The organism is Bradyrhizobium sp. INPA03-11B (assembly GCF_040446015.1).
GTDB classification, from domain to species: domain Bacteria; phylum Pseudomonadota; class Alphaproteobacteria; order Rhizobiales; family Xanthobacteraceae; genus Bradyrhizobium; species Bradyrhizobium macuxiense_A.
Map to the genome: position 1 here is coordinate 1 of NZ_JASGSR010000096.1, position 20,022 is coordinate 20,022.

The following is a 20,022-nucleotide window of genomic DNA, read 5'->3' on the forward strand; positions in this document are numbered from 1 at the left end:
CCAGCCAGCATGGTGAATCAGAAACTCACTGATTTGGGAATCCCAAATCGATTCAACTTAACCCCATCCCGCTTTAGGCAGGGACGACACCGAGCGTGTTGTGCGATTTGTGGAGCGTAGCGTCACCCGTCATCTCACCGCGCGGCACAATCGATGGGCATCGCTGCGCCCTACCCGATTCGGTGCAGCGGCCGGCATGCGAGCGCGCAAGCGCCGAGCCCACCTACAAATTATCCCACGTTATTGTCGCCCGGTTTCGTGTCTCCTACCGTTTGCCGAAAACGGCAGCGGGGACGAGACTAAAATGCAAGACATGCTGACGCATCTGGAGAAGCTTCGCACCGACGCCGCGGAGTGCGCGTTGATCCGCGACCTCGCCACCGACATCCGGAAGCGCGAACTGTTCGCCAAGCTTGCCGAACATCTTGCAGCCCTTGCCGCGGAAGTCGAAGCGGCCGTGGGCGCGGCCGGCAAGGAGGGCGAAGCCACCTAGTACGGCACGGACCGGTTCGTGCCACCCGAGCGCGCGGTCCCGAGGCGCCGCGGGACCGCAGGAACCAACGCCGCAACGGCGGATTGTCATTCACCCATCGGTTGAGAGGTAATATACCGCCAGTCTTGGTATACACGGCAATCCTTGGCACTATCTGTCTGCCGCCGAGCCATTGAGCCCACATCTGTTGCACTTCAGGATCTTTCATTTGGCACAAATTGCACACCCAGCATCGAGCACGACGTGGTGGTCGCGCCGGCGGACTACCGCCGCCAGAGACGCGCAATGAAGATGGACAAGGCCATCTGGTACGTCTCGTTCGCGCTGAGAGATCCCGACGCCGGACACCACCGCTTCGCGCGCCAGACCCGCACCTTCACGACCGAGCAGGATGCCAAGGCGTTCGCACGCACCCTGCTCGTTCAGACCCAGGACGTCAGCGCCGGCACGATCAATCCGCACATGCCACGGCGCGTGATCGCGCCGGCGGCGATCACGGCGTGGGCCGGCGAGAGCTGAGGTTTCTTTCTACAAAAATCGTGACGGCGCGAATGGCTGAAGCGGGATCTCCGGCGTCTGGCCGCTAAGCAATTGCGCGACCAGCCGGCCGGTGCGGGCCGAGCCGACCAGCCCGACATGGCCGTGGCCGAAGGCATAGACCACGTCGCGCGAGGCCCTGCTGTGGCCGATGCAGGGGCGTCCGTCGGGCATGCTCGGGCGATGGCCGAACCAGGTCTTGATGCGCGATGGCGGGATATCCCTCGGCAGCTTCGGGAACATGCTGAAGAGATGCTCGCGCAGGATTTCGGCGCGCTTCCAGTTCGGCTCGGCGTCGAGCCCGGCGATCTCCACCGTGCCGGCAGCGCGCAGGCCCTTGTCGGTCCAGTTGACGACCATCTTGGCGTCCGAGGCCATCATCGAATTGCGCGGTCCGGATTCCGGGCTCTCGATCATGACGTGATAGCCGCGCTCGGTTTCCAGCGGCAATCGATCGCCGATCGATGCGGTCAGTTGCTTCGAGCGCGCACCCGCGGCGACGACCGCCGCATCGCAGGCGATCTCGCCGCTCTCGGTGACCACGGCAACCAGCCTGTCGCCCGCAAGCCTGAGGCCTGTGGCCTTGGCGGCGATGCGCTCGGCGCCGTTCGTAATCGCATGCGCGGCGAGCGCCGCGACATAGGCACCGGGATCGCGGCAGCGTCCGGCCTCTTCCACCACGACGCCGAACTTGTAGCGCGGATGCAGATCAGGCTCGCGCTGACGCATCTCGTCTTCATCGAGCTCCAGCCATTCGATGCCGACGCGCTTGCGGATGCGCCAGCCGAGGTCGCGGTCGAACGGCGCGCGCGACGGAAACACATGCATCACCCCGCGCCGCTCGATCAGCTCGGGGACGCCGGCTTCCTCGGCGAGCTGCCGGTGCAGCAGCGGCGCGTCCTTCAGGAGATCGCGCATTGCCCGCGCGGTGGCCTCGACCTGCGCCTCGGTCCAGCTCGACAGCAGATACTTGATGAGCCAAGGCAAGGCCTTCGGCAGATAGGACCAGCGGATCGCGAGCGGCCCGAGCGGGTCCATGAGATAGCCTGGCACCTTCTTCCAGGTGCCAGGCTCGGCCGGCGGAATGACCGAATGCGACGACAGCCAGCCGGCATTGCCGTAGCTCGCCGCCTGCTGACCGCCGGGCTCGCCCGGATCGATCAGCGTGACGCGGTGGCCGCAACGCAGCGCCTCGATGGCCGAGATCACGCCGACCGCGCCGGCGCCGATGATCGCGACGTGACGGCCGGTTGACTCTGGCATCAGCTCGCGGCCTGCGGCTGGAAGTCCTTGCCGACCGACAGCGCGCGCTGATCGACCAGGCAGTGCAGGATCGCGGGCTTGCCCGAAGCGAGCGCCCGCTCGAAGGCCGGAGCGAAATCCTCGGTGCGCTCGACCCGCTCGCCATGGCCGCCGAACGCCTTGGCGTACAGCGCGAAGTCCGGGTTCTTGAGCTGGGTGCCGACGACGCGGCCGGGATAGTCGCGCTCCTGATGCATGCGGATGGTGCCGTATTGCGCGTTGTCGATGACGACGACGATCAGCGGTGCGTCGTACTGCACCGCGGTGGCGAACTCCTGCCCGTTCATCAGGAAGCAGCCGTCACCGGCGAACGCGACGACGACGCGATCAGGATGATGCCGCTTGGCCATCACGGCCGCCGGCACGCCATAGCCCATCGAGCCCGAGGTCGGCGCCAGCTGCGCCGCGAAGCTGTGGAAGCGATGGTGGCGATGGATCCAGCCGGCGTAGTTGCCCGCGCCGTTGCAGACGATCGCATCCTTCGGCAGGCGATCGCGCAGCCAGGTCACGACCTCGCCATATTGGAAATTGCCCGGCAGCTCGCGCGGCTTGTCGGTCCAAGCCAGATAATCCGCGTGCGCCTTCGCCGCCTCGCCCTTCCAGGCGGGCGCGGCTGCGGGCTTCATGGTCTCGACCGCGGCGGCGAAGGCTGCGGGCGTCGCCTGGATCGCCAGTGCCGGCTGGTAGACGCGGCCGAGTTCCTCGGAGCCGGGATGGACGTGAATGAGCTTCTGGCTCGGTGTGGGAATGTCGAGCAGCGTGTAGGACGACGACGGCATTTCCGACATCCGGCCGCCGATCAGCAGAATGACGTCGGCGCCGGTGATGCGGTCTTTCAGTTTCGGGCTCGGGCCGATGCCGAGATCGCCGGCATAATGCGAATGGTCGGCGTCGATCAGCGAGGCGCGGCGGAACGAAGTGGCGACCGGGAGATCAAAGCGCTCGGCAAAGCGCGCGATGCCCTTCGCCGCCTGTTCGGTCCAGCCCGAGCCGCCGAGCACCACGATCGGCGCTTTGGCGGATGCGAGCATCGCACCGAGGCATTCGAGATCCGCGGGCGCCGGCCAGGTCGCAGCAGGCTCGACCTTCGGCGCGTCGGCGACGGCCGCGGTTTCAGTCAGCATGTTCTCGGGCAGCGAGATCACGACCGGACCGGGACGTCCCTGCAGCGCGACGCGGAACGCGCGCGCGACCAGCTCCGGAATGCGGTCGGGACGATCGATCTCGACCGCCCATTTCGCCATGGTGCCGAACACCGCCTTGTAGTCGAGCTCCTGGAACGCCTCGCGCTCGCGCATGCCGGTGTCGACCTGGCCGACGAACAGGATCATCGGGGTCGAATCCTGCATCGCGATGTGCACGCCATGGGCGGCGTTGGTCGAGCCCGGACCTCGGGTGACGAAGCAGATGCCCGGACGTCCGGTGAGCTTGCCATAGGCCTCCGCCATCATCGCCGCACCGCCCTCGGCGCGGCAAATCACGACGTCGATCGAGCTGTCATGCAGCGCGTCGAGCGCCGCCAGATAGCTCTCGCCCGGCACGCAGGTGACGCGCTCCACGCCTTGCGCGACCAGCTGGTCGATCAGGATCTGGCCTCCGGTGCGGGCATTGCTTTTGGTCATGAGGGCTCCCTGCGGCTACTGGCGCGCATTGGCTTGGCGCGGATCGTGGTCCGACGGGGGTATGATAGAAGGAAATATGGCGCAAGGCCGAAGCCGCGTCGCGAGGCCACAGCAACGTCAAGCCATGCAGTAGACAATGGGCAACGTCGTTTCGTCATCGATTTCCGCAGAGCGGACGATCGCCGGCTGGATCGCGGCGGCCCGGCCAGCGCGCAAGCCAGTGGCCATCGTCCTGCGAACGGCAGACACATCGTGCGGCGCCCGAATCAACCTGCGCGAGCTTCTTTCAATGGCTCTATCTGCGATGCAACGGTGTGCGAGCGAGAAGGCGATCCGCAAACTGCACCATCAGAACCAGGGCGCGCGACGAGAGCGCGAGACGACTGACGCGATGCGCTTTGCCGCGCGCGTGATCACAGCGTGGCACAATCTGCATACACTTTCCGTCAAATGCACACTAACAAACATTAAGTGCGCGCACGGTTGTTTCCGTAAGACTACGGTGCGACGCGAGGTCACTTCGCGACTTCTCTGCGAGATCGCGTCAACTTCGCAGCAAATCGGTGTGTTGTGCGCCGATTTCGGCAGCGTTCATTGCATGCACCACGCGTGATGCCTGGCGCGATCACGCACGGCTCATTGCATGCACTTCTGGATGGAACTCGAATCGCCTACCGTTTCATGCAGTCAGAGATTGCAAATCGTGTCTCGCACCTGCCCGCTACGCGGCGGCGGAATGTTTTCTGCTGCCGGTCAGGTGCAGCGTTTTCAGTTCACCAATTGATATCAATGCTGGAGGCAATGCATGTTGGGGATGAAGAGCGTCGCAAGCGTCGTCGGCTCGGACAGTTCATATCGGCTGTTCGACGACATGCCGATCAGTGTCATGCTCTGCGAGCTGGACAATTTCAGGATCACCTACATCAACGAGTCGACGCGGCAGAATCTGAAGAAGATCGAGCATGTGCTGCCGGTGAAGGTCGATGCGCTGATCGGTCAGTCGATCGATATCTTTCACAAGAACCCGCAGCATCAGCGCCGGCTGCTGTCCGATCCGAAGAACCTGCCGCACAGGGCGCGCATCACCATCGGCGGCGAGACGCTCGATCTCACCGTGACGGCGATGACCAATTCGCGCGGCCGCTACACCGGGCCGATGCTGACCTGGGAGCTTGCGACCGAGAAGGCCCGGCTTGAAACCCAGACCGAGCGGCTGTTGCAGATGCTCGACAACATGCCGATCAACATCATGATGTGCGATACCGATTTCAACATCACCTACATCAACCAGACCAGCCTCAAGACGCTCGACACGGTGAAGCATTTGCTTCCGGTGCGGCCGGACCAGATCCTCGGCAACTCGTTCGACATCTTCCACAAGAACCCGGCGCATCAGCGCCGCATCGTCGGCGATCCCAAGAACCTGCCGCACGCGGCCAAGATCAAGCTCGGCCCGGAAACGCTCGACCTCAGGGTCTCCGGGCTGACCGACAAGCGCGGCAATTACACCGGCGCAATGCTGAGCTGGTCGGTGGTCACAGGCAACGTCAAGCTGGCCGACGATTTCGAGACGAACGTGAAGGGTCTTGCCGGGATGCTGGCATCGGCCTCGACGCAGATGCAGGGCACGGCGCGGTCGTTGACAACAACCGCGGAATTCGTCAATCAGCGCTCGGCGAGTGCGGCGTCCGCGTCCGAGGAGCTCTCCTCCTCGGTCAACGAGATCAGCCGACAAGTGGCTGAGGCGAGCCGCATCGCCCGCATGGCGGTCGAGGAAGCGGAGAAATCCGACAAGCTGGTCGCGGGCCTCGTGACCATGGCGCAGAAGATCGGCGACGTCGTCGCGCTGATCAGCCAGATTGCCGGCCAGACCAACCTGCTCGCGCTCAACGCGACGATCGAGTCCGCGCGCGCCGGAGAGGCCGGACGCGGCTTTGCCGTGGTCGCATCCGAGGTGAAGGCGCTGGCCAACCAGACCGCAAAGGCCACCGAGGACATTTCGGCGCAGATCAACGAAATGCAGACGGCGACCGGCAACACCGCCACCGCGCTGAAGGCGATCTCGCAGGTCATCGTCCAGATCAGCGAGATCTCGACCGTGATCGCCAGCGCCGTCGAGGAACAGGCCGCGGCCACCAAGGAGGTCACCGCAAACATCAACGGAACCACCAAGGCGATCGACGATGCCAGCAAGGCCGCCGAGAACGTCCTGGCGGCCTCCGGGGAGCTCGCCAGCAACGCCTCCGAGCTGGAAGTCCAGGTCGACAAGTTCCTCAAGAACGTGCGCGCGATGTAGGGGATGCGATCGTTCTTTCGTCATTGCGAGGAGCGATAGCGACGAAGCAATCCATGTCAACGCTTGCCGCTCAATGGATTGCTTCGCTTCGCTCGCAATGACGTGGATGGAACTCTACAGCGAGCGCGCGATCAACACCTTCATGATCTCGTTGGTGCCGCCGTAGATCTTCTGGATGCGGGAATCGATGAACATCCGCGAGATCGGATATTCCTGCATGTAGCCGTAGCCACCATGCAGTTGCAGGCATTCGTCGGCGGTCTCGACCTGCTTCTGCGAGCACCACCATTTCGCCATCGACGCCGTCACGGTGTCGAGGTCGCCGGCGACCAGCCGCTCGACGCACCAGTCGACAAACACGCGGGCGATCATCGCCTCGGTCTTGCGCTCGGCGAGCGTGAACGCGGTGTTCTGGAACTCGATCAGCGGCTTGCCGAACGCGGTGCGCTCCTTGGTGTATTCGGCGGTGATCCTGACCGCGCGCTCCATCGAAGCGACCGCTCCGATCGCAAGTGACAGCCGCTCCTGCGGCAATTGCTGCATCAGCTGCACGAAGCCGTTGCCCTCCTCATTGCCGAGCAGGTTCTCCGGCGGCACCGCGACATTGTCGAAGAACAACTCCGAGGTGTCTGACGCATGCAGGCCGATCTTGTCGAGGTTGCGCCCGCGCCGGTAGCCCTCGGCACCGGCGGTCTCAACGACGATCAGCGAAATGCCCTTGGCGCCCGGCGCGCCGGTGCGCGCGACCACAATCACGAGGTCGGCGGCCTGGCCGTTGGTGATGAATGTCTTCTGGCCGTTGATGACGTAGGAATTGCCCTGCTTCTTCGCCGTGGTCTTGATGCTTTGCAAATCGGAGCCGGTGCCGGGCTCGGTCATCGCGATCGCGCCGACCATCTCGCCCGACGCCATCTTCGGCAGCCAGCGCTTTTTCTGCTCCTCGGAGCCATAGTTGAGGATGTAATGCGCGACGATCGCGCTGTGCACGGAGACGCCGGTGGTCAATTCCGGGACCGTGCTCTCGAGGTCGTCGAGCACCGCAGCGTCATAGGCAAAGCTGGTCCCGAGTCCGCCATAGGCCTCGGGCACGCTCGGCAGCAACGCGCCCATCTCGCCGAGCGCGCGCCAGGCGGCGCGGTCGACCAGCTTCTGCGCGCGCCATGTCTCGGCGTGCGGCGCCAAGTCCTTGGCGAGGAATTTGCGGAACTGGTCACGGAACGTGTCCAGCTCCGCGGTCATCCAGGACGATCGGTAGTGCATTCTGCCCTCGTGTTAGATCAAGAGACCGCCGCCGGCGACGATCACCTGACCGCTGATGTAGTTCGATTCCGGGGCACAGAACAGATAGACCGCGTCCGCCGCCTCTTCCGGCGTGCCGCCGCGGCCGAGCGGGATCATGCGGCCCATCGCCTCCAGCATCTGCGGCTGCACGCCGACCTTGATGTCGCGGCCGGCGACGTCGATGGTCTTCTGCTGGGTCTCGATCGGCTGGGTCAGGCGGGTGTTGATCAGGCCGAACGCCACGCAATTGACGTTGACCTTGTAGCGGCCCCACTCCTTGCACATCGTGCGCGTCAGCCCGATCAGCGAGGCTTTCGCGGAGGAATAGCTGGCCTGCCCGGCATTGCCGTAGAGGCCGGCGATCGAGGAGATGTTGACAACCTTGCGGAACACCTCGTGTCCCGCCTCGGCCTCCTTCTTCGCCATCACCCGGATCGGCTCCGACGCCGCGCGCATGATGCGAAACGGTGCGACCAGATGCACGTCGAGCATCGCCTGGAACTGCTCGTCGGTCATCTTCTGGATCGTCGAGTCCCAGGTGTAGCCGGCATTGTTGACGATGATGTCGAGGCCGCCGAACTGCTCGATCGCGCTACCTACGAAGCGATCGGCAAAGCCGGCCTCGGTCACGCTGCCATTGACCGCGATCGCTTCGCCGCCCGCAGCCTTGATCTCGGCGACGACGGCATTGCCCGGCTCGGCATCGAGGTCGTTGACCACGACGCGCGCGCCCTCGCCCGCGAGCTTCAGCGCAATCGCGCGCCCGATGCCGCGGCCGGAGCCAGAAACGAGCGCGACCTTTCCTTGCAGTTTCGACATGATCTCTCCTAAAGCGCGATAATGGCTTCGCCGGCGAGCTTGATCTCGCCGTTCTGGTCCTTGGTGGTGAGCGCGAGTTTTGCGCGCCACTCACCACCTTGTTCGATCAACTCGGTCACCGCGCCTTCGCAGGTCAGCTTGGCGCCGAGCTGGGTGATCGCGGCAAAGCGGGTCGAGAACGAGCGGATCCGCGACGGCGCGACCGTATCCGTCAGTGCCTGGCCGAGATAGCCCATCACAAGCATGCCGTGCGCGAACACGTCGGGAAACCCGGCCGCTTTCGCGAAGTCGATGTCGACATGGATCGGGTTGTGATCGCCGGAGGCGCCGCAATACAGCGCCAGACGATGCCGGGTGATCGGTGGAAATTCCTTGTGGACGATGATGTCGCCGACCGAGGGAACGCTGCTGCTCATGACGGCCTCGCATTGCGAACCACGATGGTGCGCGAGACATCGGCGACGTGGACGCCGTTCTGGTTGGTGACCGGCGTGTCGACCACGATCAGCGTCATCGCGCCACCCTTCTTGTCGGTCACGCTGGCAACGCGCGGGTGGAATGTCAGCGTGTCGCCGACAACAACGGGCGCGTAATAGTCGAAGCGCTGCTCGCCGTGCAGCACGCGGGCAAGATCGATGTCGAGCGCAGTCAGGAACTCGAGCCCATCGGTTGCGTCCATCATCTCGAGGCAGAACAGGTAGGTCGGCGGCACCGGCGCCGCCTCCCCCTCATGATAGACCGGGTTCGTCTCGCCGAGCGTTTTGAGGAAGAAGCGCAGGCGTCCCGGCTCGACGCGCGCGGTCACGGGTGTGAACGCACGCCCGACAGCGGATTGATCGACCATGGCAGCCTCAGGCGCGTTCGTAGAGCGTGACGACGCAGGCGCCGCCGAGGCCGAGATTGTGCTGCAGGCCGAGCCGCGCGCCATCCACCTGCGTCGCCGCAGCGGTGCCGCGCAGCTGCCGGGTCAGCTCGTAGCATTGCGCAAGCCCGGTGGCGCCGAGCGGATGGCCCTTCGACAGCAAGCCGCCGGACGGGTTGGTGACGATCCGGCCGCCATAGCTGTTGTCTCCGTCGTCGATGAACTTCGCGGCCTCGCCCACGCCGCACAGGCCGAGCCCTTCGTAAGTGATCAGCTCGTTATGGGCGAAGCAGTCGTGCAGCTCGACGACGTCGAGGTCCTTGGGGCCGATGCCGGCGGCTTCATAGACCTTGCTCGCAGCATCGCGCGCCATGTCGTAGCCGACCACCTGCATCATGTCGTCGGCCCCGAAGGTCGACGGCGTGTCCGTCGTCATCGCCTGCGCCGCGATGCGGACGCTCTTGTTAAGCCCATGCTGGTCGGCGAATTTCTCGGAGACCAAGATCGCGGCGGCGCCACCGCAGGTCGGCGGGCACGCCATCAGCCGTGTCATCACGCCGGGCCAGATCACCTGATCGTTCATCACGTCGTCGGCGGTCACTTCCTTGCGGAACAGCGCCAGCGGATTGTTCTTGGCGTGGCGGCTCGCCTTGGCGCGCACCTTGGCGAAGGCAGAGAGCGGCGTGCCGTATTTCTTCATGTGGCTGAGGCCGGCGCCACCGAAATAGCGCAGCGCCAGCGGCACGCCGGGCGCGTCGACCAGCTTGTCGGCAGCGGCGTCGAAATCGTCGAACGCGCTCGGGCGATCGGTGAACACGGCGCCGAGCGCGCCGGGCTTCATCTGCTCGAAGCCGAGCGCCATCACGCAATCGGCCGCACCTGATTCAATCGCCTGCCGCGCCAGGAACAGCGCGGTCGAACCGGTCGAGCAGTTGTTGTTGACGTTGACGATCGGGATGCCGGTCATGCCGACCGGGTAGAGCGCGCGCTGGCCGCAGGTGGAGTCGCCATAGACGTAGCCGACATAGGCCTGCTGGACACGGCCATAGTCGAGACCGGCATCGGCGAGCGCGAGCTTCGCCGCCTCGGCGCCCATCACGTGATACGGCGCATTGGCGCCGGGCTTGACGAACGGGATCATGCCGACCCCGGCAACATAGGTGCGTGACGTCATCGCGTGTCCTCCCGAAAATTACCCACTGGACTATTTATTACCCACGGGTAATATACGGGCCATTACACAGAGTCAATGCGGCATCGGCTTCACGACACCGGCTTCAAGACATGGACGACGGTCACATCCCCTCCTCCAGCCAGTCCCCCTGGCTGCCCTTCGAGAGCCGGCGCCGCGCCCGCGACGAGAAGCGCGAGGCGGTGCTGCGCACGGCCGTCGCCCTGTTCCTGGAACAGGGCTACCACGGCGCAACGCTGAACGAGGTCGCCAGGCGGCTCAACATCACCAAGCCGGCGCTCTACAATTACTTCCGCGGCAAGGACGAGATCCTCTACGAGTGCTGGTCGATCGGCAATGAGCTGGTCGATGACTGCATCGCCGAGACCTCGGCAAGCACCGGCAGCGGCCTCAGCAAACTGCGCAAGCTGATCGTCCGCTATGCCGAGCTGATGACCGAGGACTACGGCAAGAGCCTGGTCCGCTTCGACCTCCGCGATCTCAGCGAGGACAACCGCAAGATCGTGCAGACGGCCAAGCGACGCATCGACCGCGCCTTCCGCGACTATATCGCGCAGGGCGTTGAAGACGGTTCGGTGAAACCGTGCGACGCGAAGCTCGCGGCGTTCGCGATCGCAGGCTCGCTGAACTGGATCGGACACTGGTTCCAGCCCGGCGGTGAGATGACCGGGCGCGCCGTCGCCGAGGAATTCGCGATCCGCCTCACCGAGGGCATCGCCACGACAGCAACGCGCAAGATAGTGCAGAAAGCAGCCATTCCGGCTGCAGAGAAGGCGGACAAACCGCCTCGCAAGGGAAACGCACCAAGGGAGGACGAGAGTGAACATCACACACGGGCTGCGGCGCGCGCTGCAGGTCAATCCAAACGAGCTCGCGGTCGTCTGCGGTGAGCGGCGGCGCAACTGGCGCGAGGTCGGCGACCGGGTCGCCCGCCTCGCCTCCGCCATCCGCGCCCTCGGCGCCGGGAATGGCGACCGCGTCGCGATCCTGTCGCTGAATTCCGACCGCTATCTCGAACTGTACCTCGCGGTCGGCTGGGCCGGCGCCGTGATCGTGCCGCTCAATATTCGCTGGTCTCCGATCGAGAACGAGGACGCGCTGCGCGACTGCCGCGCAACCATCCTGTTCGTCGACAAGGCGTTTGCGGCGGTCGGCGCGACGCTGGCAAGCGCGATCCCCGGCCTGAAGCTGATCTATGCCGACGAAGGCGAGACGCCCGCCGGGATGGAGAATTACGAGACGCTGATCGCGCGCAGCGAGCCCATGGCGGACGCGATGCGCACCCGCGACGATCTCGCCGGCATCTTCTACACCGGCGGCACCACCGGCCGCTCCAAGGGCGTGATGCTGAGCCACGGCAATCTGATGGCCAACGCGCTGAACGCGCTTGGCGAAGGCCTGTGGCCGGGCACCTCGATCTATTTGCACGCGGCGCCGATGTTCCACCTCGCCAACGGCGCGGCGATGTATTCGGTGCTGCTGTCGGGCGGCTCCAACGTCGTGATCCAGGGCTTTACGCCCGACGGCGTCGCCGCCGCCGTGCAGAAGGAGCGCATCACCGACGTGCTGCTGGTGCCAACCATGATCCAGATGTTCGTCGATCATCCGACGCTCGGCACCTACGACCTGTCGTCGCTGAAGCGCATCTCCTACGGCGCCTCCGTGATCAGCGACGCCGTGCTGATGCGCGCGATGAAGGCGCTGCCGCATGTCGAGTTCACCCAGGCCTACGGCATGACCGAGCTGTCGCCGATCGCGACGCTGCTGCACTGGAAGGAGCATATCGGCGACGGGCGCGCCAAGGGCCGGCATCGCGGCGCGGGTCGCGCCACCCTCGGCGCCGAAGTGAAGATCGTCGACGCCCTGGATCAGGTGGTGCCGCTCGGCACCGTCGGCGAGATCGCGGTGCGCGGCGATATGGTGATGATGGGCTATTGGGAGCGCCCGGAGGAGACCGCGCGCGCCGTGATCGACGGCTGGATGCACACCGGCGACGGCGGCTACATGGACGAGGACGGGTTCGTCTACGTCGTCGATCGCGTCAAGGACATGATCATCTCCGGCGGCGAGAACGTCTATTCGGCCGAGGTCGAGAACGCCCTCGCCCAGCACCCGTCGGTGGCGCAATGCGCCGTGATCGGCATCCCGAGCGAACGCTGGGGCGAGCAGGTCCACGCCGTCGTGGTGATGAAGACCGGTGCAAGCGCCACGCCGGACGAGCTGATGGAGCACTGCAAGGCGCTGATCGCCGGCTACAAGTGCCCGCGCAGCGTCGACATCACCTCGACCCCGCTTCCGCTCTCCGGCGCCGGCAAGATCCTGAAGCGCGAGCTGCGCAAGCCGTATTGGGAGAACCGCGAGCGGCGGGTGAGCTGAGGCGCGGCAGCCCTGTCATTCCGGTGCGATGCGGAGCATCGAACCAGGAATCTCGAGATTCCGGGCTCGATCCTGCGGACCGCCCCGGAATGACGACGTCTCATAACGCCATTCTGCCGCTCCCGTTGACATCGCAGCTTGCGGCCGATTGGATCGATTCAGATTCAATCCAGCGAGTTCCGATGTCCGCACCTGATACCAATGCCGACGGCAAGCCCCGCCGCCTGATGCACCGCCGCTCCGTCGAATGTCTCGGCTATCTCCGTGACGACGGGCTATGGGAGGTCGAGGCGCGGCTGGTCGACACCAAGCCCTATGCGCGGCAGGACAAGCATCGCGGCCTGCAGCAGCCCGAGGATCCCGTGCACGATATCCGGCTGCGGCTTGCGGTCGACGACAGTTTCACGATCCGCGAGACCGGCACCAATATGGCCTCGACGCCCTACCCGTCCTGCCTCGATGTCGAGGGCATTTTGCAGCGGCTGGTCGGCGAGCGCATCGGCAAGGGCTGGCGCGAACTCGTCCGCCGCAAGATCGGCAGGCTGGAGACCTGCACCCATCTCGCCGAGCTCTTGGGTCCTGCGGTAACGACGCTGTTCCAGACCGCGACCTCGGGCAAGGACCCACAGGGCCGCGGCGCGCTCGATCACCAGCGAGACGTCACCGAGCCGCCGTTCTTCGTCGGCGGCTGCTATTCATGGCGGCTGGATGGACCCGTCGTCGCCGAGACCTTTCCGCAGTTCGCGAAAAAGCCTGTCGAGGTGAAGCAGGATTCGTGAGTGATGCCCGGCCACCGCCCGCGTGATAGTCTGTGAACGGACGATCAGGAGGTGAGCGTGGAGAAATATGGCGCGGGGTCGATCGTCGTCTCCGACTATGACCCCAGCTGGCCCGCACTGTTCGCGCAGGAGCGCGCGCGGATCACACACGCGCTCGGCGCATTCGCGTTGGCCATTGAGCATGTCGGCAGCACGGCCGTTCCGGGTCTCCCGTCGAAGCCGATCATCGACCTCTTGGTTGGCGTGCCGAGCCTCGAAGAGGCCAAAGAACGATGCATCACGCCGCTTGAGGCGCTTGGCTATATCTACCTGCCGGACTACGCGTCGTGGCTTCCCGGTGAACTGTTCTTCCGCAAGGGGCCTCCGGGTCCGTGGACCCACCATCTGCACGTGACCGAGCCGTCGCATCCGCGTTGGGAGGCGTTGGTGGTGTTTCGCGACTATCTTCGCGCACACCCCGAGGCAGCCCGCGCCTACGCCGACATCAAGCGGCGCCTTGCAGCTTCGTCACAGGACAACATCGGGGCCTATCGAAACGGCAAGACCGCTTTCGTCCAAGAGACAACGGCCAAGGCCCTTACATGGCACGCAGCGGTACGAGATTAAAGCACAAGCGGTCGCCGGCACCTGTACACGCTCGTCGTCCGACATGAGTCTTCGCAAGCGGCCACTGCGCCGCGCTGCCCTGCATCGCAACGGGTTGATCCGCGCTGTGAGCTCACGTAGTCGTCCGCCATGAGCGAACATACGGCCGGCGCCAAGGCTGCAGCCCTTCCAGACACGAAAGCCATGCTGCTCGGGGTCACAAGCGGCCTCGGCGCAGCGCTTTGCTGGGCGCTCGGCTTCGTCGCGACCCGGCACGGCCTGAAGGTCGGGTTCACGCCCGTCGACCTCTTGATGCATCGCTTCCTGTGGTCGGGCATCGTATTCATCCCGCTCGTTTTGCGCGCCGGCCTGAAGCATCTCGGCGGCATCGGGTGGCGCCGTGGCATGGCGCTGATGGTGCTGGGCGGGCCGGTGATGTCGCTGATCAGCTATACCGGCTTCATGTTCGTGCCTCTGGGGCACGGCAGCGTGATCCAGCCCTCCTGCGCGACCCTCGGCGGACTGTTTCTTGCGGTCGTCTTGCTGAAGGAATCGATCTCACTCTCCCGGGTCGCCGGTGCCGTGGCCATCTTGGCCGGCCTTGCCGTGATCGGCAGCGAGTCGATTGGTCACATGGGATCGAGCGCCGTGATGGGCGATCTGATCTTCGTCACGACCGGATTGATGTTTGCCGGCTTCGCGACGCTGGTGCGCTATTGGCGCGTCTCTGCGTTCTCGGTGGCCACGGTCATCAGCGTGCTGTCGCTCTCGCTATTTCCGCTGTACGCCGCCTCGGGCGGGCTGGCCCGCGATGCGGCGATCGGCCTGAACGAAAATGCGCTGCAAGCGGTTGCCCAGGGCATCCTGGCCGGCCCTGCAGCGATGTATCTGTTCGCGCTGTCGATCCAGCAGCTCGGAGTAGCCCGCGCAGCGGTCTTTCCTGCGACCGTACCGGTGCTGACCCTGCTGTTGGGGTGGCTATTGATTGGCGAGCCGCCAACCACGCTGCAGGCCGCCGGGCTCGTCACCGTATTGGCCGGATTCTATCTCGCCCAACGTCAAAGCTAGACGACACGCGCCGCCCGGCCGCCCCAATCACGCCGCGGCGGAATGCTCGGCCACGGCCTGCGGCGGATTGCGGAAGCCGATTGCGATCCGGTTGTAGGTGTTCATCAGGCCGATCGCGATAGTCAGGTCGACCAGCTGCTTCTCGTTGAACACGGTGCGCGCAGCCTGGTAATCCTCGTCCGGGATCGCGGTCTCCGCGACACGGGTAACGGTTTCGCCCCAGGCCAGCGCCGCGCGTTCCTCAGCGTCGAACAGCGCCTCCGCCTCGCGCCAGACCTGCAGCAGCGCCAGCTTCTCGGTCTTGACGCCCATCTTCAGAAGTGAGCGCGTGTGCATGTCGAGGCAATAGGCGCAGCCGTTGATTTGCGAGATCCGCAGATAGACCAGCTCGATCAGCTGCGCGGAAAGTCCACATTGCGTGAGATAGCCATAGACGCCGCCGAGTGCCTTGATGCCCGCGGGCGCGGCCTTGTTGTAATCGATCCGCATGCTCACTGCTTGGGTCCTTCCTGTTGTGCTGCCTTGTCGTAGACGGTCAGCGCCTTGTCGTTGCTGTCGACGACGAACACCGCGAGCAGCTTCGCCGGCTCAGTCGCGCTGGCATTTCGCCCGAGCACGTGGTGCGCGCCGGGCGCCTCGAAGAAGCTGTCTCCCGCGCGATAAATGTGCGGCGCGGCCTCGCCTTCCACCTGGCTCTCGATCGCGCCCTGGAGGACGTAGACATAGAGAAAGCCCGACTTGGCGTGATGGTGCGGCGCCGAGGGCTCGCCCGGCGCGAAGTCGACCTCGGCCGCGACCAGCGACTTGCCGGGAATGTTCGGGATCACATGCTCGAACTTCGGCGTCACCGATTCCATCGCCATAGCGGGGGTCGCAAGTGCGGCGCAGGCCAGCAAAGTCGTCAATAGGGTCTTCATCTCATGCCTCCGTTTCTGATCGTTAGATGCGGGCACGGGGGTCCGAAAAGAAGCACCAAGAATGAACCGAATTGGTGTACCACGGGCCATGCCAAAGCCGCTTCCCATCGCGCTCGACCGCTCGGCCAAAACGCCGCTCTCGGAGCAGATCCGCAAGGCTATCGTGGCGGCGATCGACAATGGCGTGCTGTTGCCGGGCGCCCGGCTGCCGTCGTGGCTCGATCTCGCCGCGCAGCTCGGCGTCGCGCGCGGCACGGTGCGGGCGGCCTACGACAAACTGTCGGACACCCAGCACATCGTGTCGTCGAAAGCGAACGGCACCACGGTTGCGGGACGGCCAAGGAAAGCCGCCAAGCCCGACACACCGGTCGCACCCGGCTCGGTCGTGGAGATGTTCAGGGATCTCACCGGTGAAGGCATCTTCCGGATGGGCGTACCGGCGCAGGACTCAGTGCCCGCCAAGCTATTGGCGCGGATCCGCGCGCGCGCCGTGCGGGCGGAATTGAGCGCGGTGGCCCGCACCACCGATCCGCGCGGCGAGCTCGAGTTGCGGCGGGAGATCGCGGCGCATCTGGCAATCGCGCGCGGGCTCGAATGCTCGCCCGCGCAGATCGTCATCACGTCAGGCTTCAGCGGCGGACTCGGCCTCGCGCTGCGCGTGCTCGGCCTCGAAGGCCGCCGCGCATGGATGGAAGATCCGGGATTTCCTCTGACCCGAAAGGGGCTCGAGCTCGCTCGGCTCGAGCTGGTCCCGATCCCTGTCGACGGCAGTGGCGTCGATGTCGACCATGGCCTCAGGCACGCGCCGGACGCCGCGCTGGCGGTGGTGACGCCGGGACAGCAGGCGCCGCTCGGCCCGCCATTGTCGCCGACCCGCCGCGCGCAGCTGCTCGATTGGGCGGCGCAAGCCGACGCCTGGATCATCGAGGATGATTACCTCGGCGAGTTGCAGCTCGATGGCCGCGCCGCGCCCGCGCTCGCCTCGCTCGATCGCGCCGGCCGCGTGATCCATCTCGGCTCGTTCAGCAAGACGATCTCGCCAACGCTGCGGCTCGGCTTCCTGGTTGCGCCCGAGCAACTGGCGGCACGGTTCGCCGACGTCGCGACATGCCTGGTCCCTGCCCCCGGGCCGGCCGTGCAGCTTTCCACCGCAGAGTTCATGCGCGACGGTCACTACATCCGCCACCTCCGCCGAACCAAGCGGGTCTATTGCGACAGCCGCGACGCGCTGACATCGGCGCTGCGCACGTGGAGCAACGACGTACAGGTTGCCGGCCTCGCGGTGATGCTGCCGCTGCCGGACAAGGCCAACGATGTCGAAATCGTAAGGCAGGTGCTTGCGCACGGCCTCGCGCCCGCCCCGCTCTCGCCGTGGTACCTCTCGCCGAAGCGCGCGCAGCCGGGCCTGCTGCTCGGTATCGCCACCGTGCCCGACCGCGGCGTTCCGGCCGCATGCAAGCGTCTGTTCGAGGCGATCCGCGGCCAACGTCGTACCCAAGCTCGCACACGGGGCGCGCCCGTGACGCGCCGCGTCAGGAAGCCCGCAGGCCCGTAAGCGCGAGGCTCAACGTTCGCAGCCGCTGGCGCGCCTCGGCATCATAAGCCTGCGCATGGGCGCGGGCCTTGCGCTTGCCGTCGAAGAACAGCCCGCTTTGGCCGGCGACGTCTTCGCCCTGGATGAGACGCAGGATGGCGTCGCCGCCCTGCTCGACGGTCGAGATCGGCGTGACGCCGCTGGCGCGCACCATCGTGGTGTTCATGTAGGTCGCCGGGTGCAGCGCGTTGACGGTGACGCCAGTGCCTTCCAGCTCAGCGGCAAGGTCGATGGTGAACATGATCTGCGACAGCTTGCTCTGCGCATAGGCGCGACCGCCGCTGTAGTTCTTCGTGATCATCACGTCGTCGAAATCGATCGGGTGCTGGCCGACCGAGGCGACATTGACGATGCGCGCCGGCGCGCTCGCCTTCAGCCGAGGCAACAGCAGGTGCGCGAGCAGGAAGCCGGCGAGATAGTTGACGGCAAAGCGCAGCTCATGGCCGTCTTTGCTGGTCTGCCGCGCCGGCCCCTCGTTCTGCGAGCCGATGCCGGCGTTGCTGACGAAGACATCGAGGCGCTCCTGATCGTCAAGCACCAGCTGGGCGAACTCGCGGACCTCGGCGAGCGAGGAAAGATCGGCCTGATAGAACATCGGCTCGCGGCCGCTGACCCGCTTGATCTCGTCGGCGAGGGTCTGCGCCCTCTGCGTATCGCGGCCATGGATCAGGACCCGGGCGCCGGCAGCCGCCAGCTTCATCGCGACGTAGCGGCCGACGCCATCGGTGGAACCGGTGATCAGCACCGTCTTGCCTGCCATGTTCATCGAAATTGCCTTTCGATCGTTCGCCCAGCGCAGCCACCAAGGATAAATGCGCCGCGTGAACTTTGCCATGGCATGCCAAGGCGCCATCCGCACCAAAAAGGCGTCCGAAATGACTCCGACCACAGCCCTCCTCCATGTCCACAAGGCGTACAGCTTGTCGCGCGGCCTACGGACGCGCGGCGCCGCGCCGCGCGTCAACGTGAGTGGATTCTGGTATCGTCGATATGAACGACAAAGCCAGGATACCGGAATGTCCTCGACCATTCCAGACGGGATCTTGCGGAAGGCTCCCTTGCTGGAGCCATTCGGCATGCTCGTGCTGTTCGGCGTGCTGACCGCGCTGCCGATCATCCTGACGCTTCGTCTGGTTGAGCCCGCACTCGTGCTGCCCGCGCTCAGCCTGTTGTTGTTCGCGGAGGCAGCCGTTGCCGCGCTTGCGGCGCGCGTGATCCACGTGCGCACGAGCGCGGCGAACCTCACGCTGTGGGATTTTGCCGGTGCCTTCACCTTCATGGGGTGTGCAGCGGCGATCCTCGGCGAGCCGGATCAGGCGGCGCTGTTCTTCGAGGAACAGGCCGTGCTTCGTCCGGTGTCACGACCGTAAATCCCAGGCCGGGCCCCTCTGGCAGCCACAAGCTGCGATGTCGGACTGGAACTCAGTTGGAGTGGCCCTGCTTCGACCCGCGACGCGACACCGTCGTGGCGGATTTGCCGTCGGCCCGATGGCCGCATTCGGATTCGTCGAAACGGTCCACTCCCCGACCTCAAGGGGAACATGATCCATGTCCGAACTGCTCTCACTCGACGCGCTCAGCGCCTTGCTGCAAGTCGTCGTCATCGACCTCGTGCTGGCCGGCGACAATGCGGTCGTGATCGGTCTTGCCGCGGCCGGCCTGCCGGCAAAACAACGCGGCAAGGCGATCCTGATCGGCATCGGCGCCGCGACGCTGCTGCGTATCCTGTTCGCACTTGTCACCACGCAGCTCATGCAGATCGTCGGCCTGCTGCTGGCCGGCGGCATCCTCTTGCTGTGGGTGTGCTGGAAGATGTGGCGGGAGCTGCGCGCCAGCACACACGAGACCACGGCAGTGGATGGCTCCGACGGCGCGGAGGTGCCGCGCAAGACGCTGTGGCAGGCCACGACCCAGATCATCGTTGCCGACGTCTCGATGTCGCTCGATAACGTGCTGGCGGTCGCCGGCGCTGCGCGCGAGCAGCCGATCGTGCTGGTGTTCGGTCTCGCGCTCTCGATCGCGATGATGGGCGCTGCCGCCACCGTCATCGCGCGGCTGTTGCAGAACCACCGCTGGATCGCCTATGTCGGCCTCGCCGTGATCCTCTATGTCGCGATTGACATGACCCTTCGCGGCGCGAACGAGATCGCGAAGGTCGCGCCGGCCTGACTTGACCAACCTGACTTGCGTCATTGCGAGCGAAGCGAAGCAATCCATCTCGCCGCTTGCCGAGATGTGGATTGCTTCGTCGCTATCGCTCTTCGCAATGACGGAGACACATGCCTATCGTCTGCACCAT

The 20,022-nt window shown here is 65.4% G+C and carries 22 protein-coding genes; 12 read left to right on the forward strand and 10 right to left on the reverse strand.

The genetic code is table 11. The features are described from left to right. Nucleotides 1-304 precede the first annotated feature (304 nt). Nucleotides 305-493 carry a hypothetical protein gene (locus QMZ05_RS30170; protein WP_353704067.1) on the forward strand — a complete coding sequence of 63 codons (189 nt, stop codon included), beginning with the start codon at nucleotides 305-307 and terminating at the stop codon, nucleotides 491-493. Between the two features lie 285 nt (nucleotides 494-778). After that, on the forward strand, nucleotides 779-1,012 hold the full coding sequence (locus QMZ05_RS30175; protein WP_279710834.1) for a hypothetical protein: 234 nt from the start codon (nucleotides 779-781) through the stop codon (nucleotides 1,010-1,012). Between the two features lie 9 nt (nucleotides 1,013-1,021). Here QMZ05_RS30175 and QMZ05_RS30180 read toward each other — a convergent pair whose 3' ends face one another. Together QMZ05_RS30180 and QMZ05_RS30185 are read right to left on the reverse strand one after the other, a co-directional pair. Next, nucleotides 1,022-2,293 (reverse strand): FAD-dependent oxidoreductase, encoded by a 1,272-nt coding sequence (locus tag QMZ05_RS30180; RefSeq protein ID WP_353704068.1) that lies wholly within the window; start codon nucleotides 2,291-2,293, stop codon nucleotides 1,022-1,024. Further along, nucleotides 2,293-3,954 carry a thiamine pyrophosphate-binding protein gene (locus QMZ05_RS30185; protein ID WP_353704069.1) on the reverse strand — a complete coding sequence of 554 codons (1,662 nt, stop codon included), beginning with the start codon at nucleotides 3,952-3,954 and terminating at the stop codon, nucleotides 2,293-2,295. The genes QMZ05_RS30180 and QMZ05_RS30185 overlap by 1 nt, the downstream gene beginning before the upstream one ends. A gap of 136 nt (nucleotides 3,955-4,090) precedes the next feature. Between QMZ05_RS30185 and QMZ05_RS30190 the strand changes: the two genes are divergently transcribed. Beyond that, nucleotides 4,091-4,567, forward strand: coding sequence for a hypothetical protein (locus QMZ05_RS30190; protein ID WP_353704070.1), 477 nt, complete (start codon nucleotides 4,091-4,093; stop codon nucleotides 4,565-4,567). A gap of 192 nt (nucleotides 4,568-4,759) precedes the next feature. Then, nucleotides 4,760-6,250: a methyl-accepting chemotaxis protein gene (locus tag QMZ05_RS30195; protein ID WP_353704071.1), complete on the forward strand. Its 1,491-nt coding sequence runs from the start codon at nucleotides 4,760-4,762 to the stop codon at nucleotides 6,248-6,250. Nucleotides 6,251-6,364: 114 nt separating this feature from the next. Here QMZ05_RS30195 and QMZ05_RS30200 read toward each other — a convergent pair whose 3' ends face one another. Genes QMZ05_RS30200 through QMZ05_RS30220 form a run of 5 tightly spaced genes read right to left on the reverse strand, consistent with a single transcriptional unit; the run spans nucleotide 6,365 to nucleotide 10,386 of the window. Then, entirely contained in the window at nucleotides 6,365-7,510 is a 1,146-nt protein-coding gene (locus tag QMZ05_RS30200; RefSeq protein ID WP_353704072.1) for an acyl-CoA dehydrogenase family protein, read from the reverse strand. A gap of 12 nt (nucleotides 7,511-7,522) precedes the next feature. Beyond that, entirely contained in the window at nucleotides 7,523-8,350 is an 828-nt protein-coding gene (locus QMZ05_RS30205; RefSeq protein ID WP_353704073.1) for an SDR family oxidoreductase, read from the reverse strand. An 8-nt stretch (nucleotides 8,351-8,358) separates the two neighbouring features. After that, nucleotides 8,359-8,766 (reverse strand): MaoC family dehydratase, encoded by a 408-nt coding sequence (locus tag QMZ05_RS30210; protein ID WP_353704074.1) that lies wholly within the window; start codon nucleotides 8,764-8,766, stop codon nucleotides 8,359-8,361. After that, a complete protein-coding gene (locus QMZ05_RS30215; protein WP_353704075.1) occupies nucleotides 8,763-9,194 on the reverse strand; it encodes a MaoC family dehydratase N-terminal domain-containing protein in 432 nt (143 codons plus the stop codon). The genes QMZ05_RS30210 and QMZ05_RS30215 overlap by 4 nt, the downstream gene beginning before the upstream one ends. Before the next feature lie 7 nt (nucleotides 9,195-9,201). Further along, nucleotides 9,202-10,386, reverse strand: coding sequence for a lipid-transfer protein (locus tag QMZ05_RS30220; RefSeq protein ID WP_353704076.1), 1,185 nt, complete (start codon nucleotides 10,384-10,386; stop codon nucleotides 9,202-9,204). On the opposite strand from QMZ05_RS30220, the gene QMZ05_RS30225 reads away from it, so the two are divergent. From QMZ05_RS30225 to QMZ05_RS30245, 5 genes are all read left to right on the forward strand, one after another. After that, complete coding sequence (locus QMZ05_RS30225) at nucleotides 10,377-11,294, forward strand: TetR/AcrR family transcriptional regulator (RefSeq protein WP_353704077.1); 918 nt, start codon at nucleotides 10,377-10,379, stop codon at nucleotides 11,292-11,294. The two genes, QMZ05_RS30220 and QMZ05_RS30225, sit on opposite strands and share 10 nt — an antisense overlap. Further along, entirely contained in the window at nucleotides 11,224-12,780 is a 1,557-nt protein-coding gene (locus QMZ05_RS30230; RefSeq protein ID WP_353704078.1) for a long-chain fatty acid--CoA ligase, read from the forward strand. The genes QMZ05_RS30225 and QMZ05_RS30230 overlap by 71 nt, the downstream gene beginning before the upstream one ends. Nucleotides 12,781-12,962: 182 nt before the next feature. Then, nucleotides 12,963-13,559: a DUF2889 domain-containing protein gene (locus QMZ05_RS30235; RefSeq protein ID WP_353704079.1), complete on the forward strand. Its 597-nt coding sequence runs from the start codon at nucleotides 12,963-12,965 to the stop codon at nucleotides 13,557-13,559. Between the two features lie 57 nt (nucleotides 13,560-13,616). Next, complete coding sequence (locus QMZ05_RS30240) at nucleotides 13,617-14,165, forward strand: GrpB family protein (protein ID WP_353704080.1); 549 nt, start codon at nucleotides 13,617-13,619, stop codon at nucleotides 14,163-14,165. A gap of 129 nt (nucleotides 14,166-14,294) precedes the next feature. Next, entirely contained in the window at nucleotides 14,295-15,212 is a 918-nt protein-coding gene (locus QMZ05_RS30245; protein ID WP_353704081.1) for a DMT family transporter, read from the forward strand. Nucleotides 15,213-15,239: 27 nt separating this feature from the next. Here the strand turns inward: QMZ05_RS30245 and QMZ05_RS30250 are convergent, their stop codons facing one another. Both QMZ05_RS30250 and QMZ05_RS30255 read right to left on the reverse strand, forming a co-directional pair. After that, complete coding sequence (locus QMZ05_RS30250) at nucleotides 15,240-15,707, reverse strand: carboxymuconolactone decarboxylase family protein (RefSeq protein WP_353704082.1); 468 nt, start codon at nucleotides 15,705-15,707, stop codon at nucleotides 15,240-15,242. Continuing rightward, nucleotides 15,704-16,129, reverse strand: a complete 426-nt coding sequence (locus QMZ05_RS30255; protein WP_353704083.1) for a cupin domain-containing protein — start codon at nucleotides 16,127-16,129, stop codon at nucleotides 15,704-15,706. The genes QMZ05_RS30250 and QMZ05_RS30255 overlap by 4 nt, the downstream gene beginning before the upstream one ends. Nucleotides 16,130-16,217: 88 nt before the next feature. On the opposite strand from QMZ05_RS30255, the gene QMZ05_RS30260 reads away from it, so the two are divergent. After that, nucleotides 16,218-17,684 carry a PLP-dependent aminotransferase family protein gene (locus tag QMZ05_RS30260; RefSeq protein ID WP_353704084.1) on the forward strand — a complete coding sequence of 489 codons (1,467 nt, stop codon included), beginning with the start codon at nucleotides 16,218-16,220 and terminating at the stop codon, nucleotides 17,682-17,684. Here QMZ05_RS30260 and QMZ05_RS30265 read toward each other — a convergent pair. After that, on the reverse strand, nucleotides 17,662-18,489 hold the full coding sequence (locus QMZ05_RS30265) for an SDR family NAD(P)-dependent oxidoreductase (protein WP_146984579.1): 828 nt from the start codon (nucleotides 18,487-18,489) through the stop codon (nucleotides 17,662-17,664). The two genes, QMZ05_RS30260 and QMZ05_RS30265, sit on opposite strands and share 23 nt — an antisense overlap. Nucleotides 18,490-18,544: 55 nt before the next feature. On the opposite strand from QMZ05_RS30265, the gene QMZ05_RS30270 reads away from it, so the two are divergent. Both QMZ05_RS30270 and QMZ05_RS30275 read left to right on the forward strand, forming a co-directional pair. Next, nucleotides 18,545-19,093 (forward strand): hypothetical protein, encoded by a 549-nt coding sequence (locus QMZ05_RS30270; protein WP_353704085.1) that lies wholly within the window; start codon nucleotides 18,545-18,547, stop codon nucleotides 19,091-19,093. Between the two features lie 178 nt (nucleotides 19,094-19,271). Then, nucleotides 19,272-19,892, forward strand: a complete 621-nt coding sequence (locus QMZ05_RS30275) for a TerC family protein (protein ID WP_353704086.1) — start codon at nucleotides 19,272-19,274, stop codon at nucleotides 19,890-19,892. Nucleotides 19,893-20,022 lie beyond the last annotated feature (130 nt).

Coding starts and splice junctions, on each gene's coding strand:
- QMZ05_RS30260 (WP_353704084.1), top strand. CDS start 16,218: ATGCCAAAGCCGCTTCCCATCGCGCTCGACCGCTCGGCCAAAACGCCG.
- QMZ05_RS30175 (WP_279710834.1), top strand. CDS start 779: ATGAAGATGGACAAGGCCATCTGGTACGTCTCGTTCGCGCTGAGAGAT.
- QMZ05_RS30195 (WP_353704071.1), top strand. CDS start 4,760: ATGTTGGGGATGAAGAGCGTCGCAAGCGTCGTCGGCTCGGACAGTTCA.
- QMZ05_RS30275 (WP_353704086.1), top strand. CDS start 19,272: ATGTCCGAACTGCTCTCACTCGACGCGCTCAGCGCCTTGCTGCAAGTC.
- QMZ05_RS30200 (WP_353704072.1), bottom strand. CDS start 7,510: ATGCACTACCGATCGTCCTGGATGACCGCGGAGCTGGACACGTTCCGT.
- QMZ05_RS30255 (WP_353704083.1), bottom strand. CDS start 16,129: ATGAAGACCCTATTGACGACTTTGCTGGCCTGCGCCGCACTTGCGACC.
- QMZ05_RS30220 (WP_353704076.1), bottom strand. CDS start 10,386: ATGACGTCACGCACCTATGTTGCCGGGGTCGGCATGATCCCGTTCGTC.
- QMZ05_RS30215 (WP_353704075.1), bottom strand. CDS start 9,194: ATGGTCGATCAATCCGCTGTCGGGCGTGCGTTCACACCCGTGACCGCG.
- QMZ05_RS30245 (WP_353704081.1), top strand. CDS start 14,295: ATGAGCGAACATACGGCCGGCGCCAAGGCTGCAGCCCTTCCAGACACG.
- QMZ05_RS30205 (WP_353704073.1), bottom strand. CDS start 8,350: ATGTCGAAACTGCAAGGAAAGGTCGCGCTCGTTTCTGGCTCCGGCCGC.
- QMZ05_RS30190 (WP_353704070.1), top strand. CDS start 4,091: ATGGGCAACGTCGTTTCGTCATCGATTTCCGCAGAGCGGACGATCGCC.
- QMZ05_RS30185 (WP_353704069.1), bottom strand. CDS start 3,954: ATGACCAAAAGCAATGCCCGCACCGGAGGCCAGATCCTGATCGACCAG.
- QMZ05_RS30170 (WP_353704067.1), top strand. CDS start 305: ATGCAAGACATGCTGACGCATCTGGAGAAGCTTCGCACCGACGCCGCG.
- QMZ05_RS30235 (WP_353704079.1), top strand. CDS start 12,963: ATGTCCGCACCTGATACCAATGCCGACGGCAAGCCCCGCCGCCTGATG.
- QMZ05_RS30180 (WP_353704068.1), bottom strand. CDS start 2,293: ATGCCAGAGTCAACCGGCCGTCACGTCGCGATCATCGGCGCCGGCGCG.
- QMZ05_RS30210 (WP_353704074.1), bottom strand. CDS start 8,766: ATGAGCAGCAGCGTTCCCTCGGTCGGCGACATCATCGTCCACAAGGAA.
- QMZ05_RS30265 (WP_146984579.1), bottom strand. CDS start 18,489: ATGAACATGGCAGGCAAGACGGTGCTGATCACCGGTTCCACCGATGGC.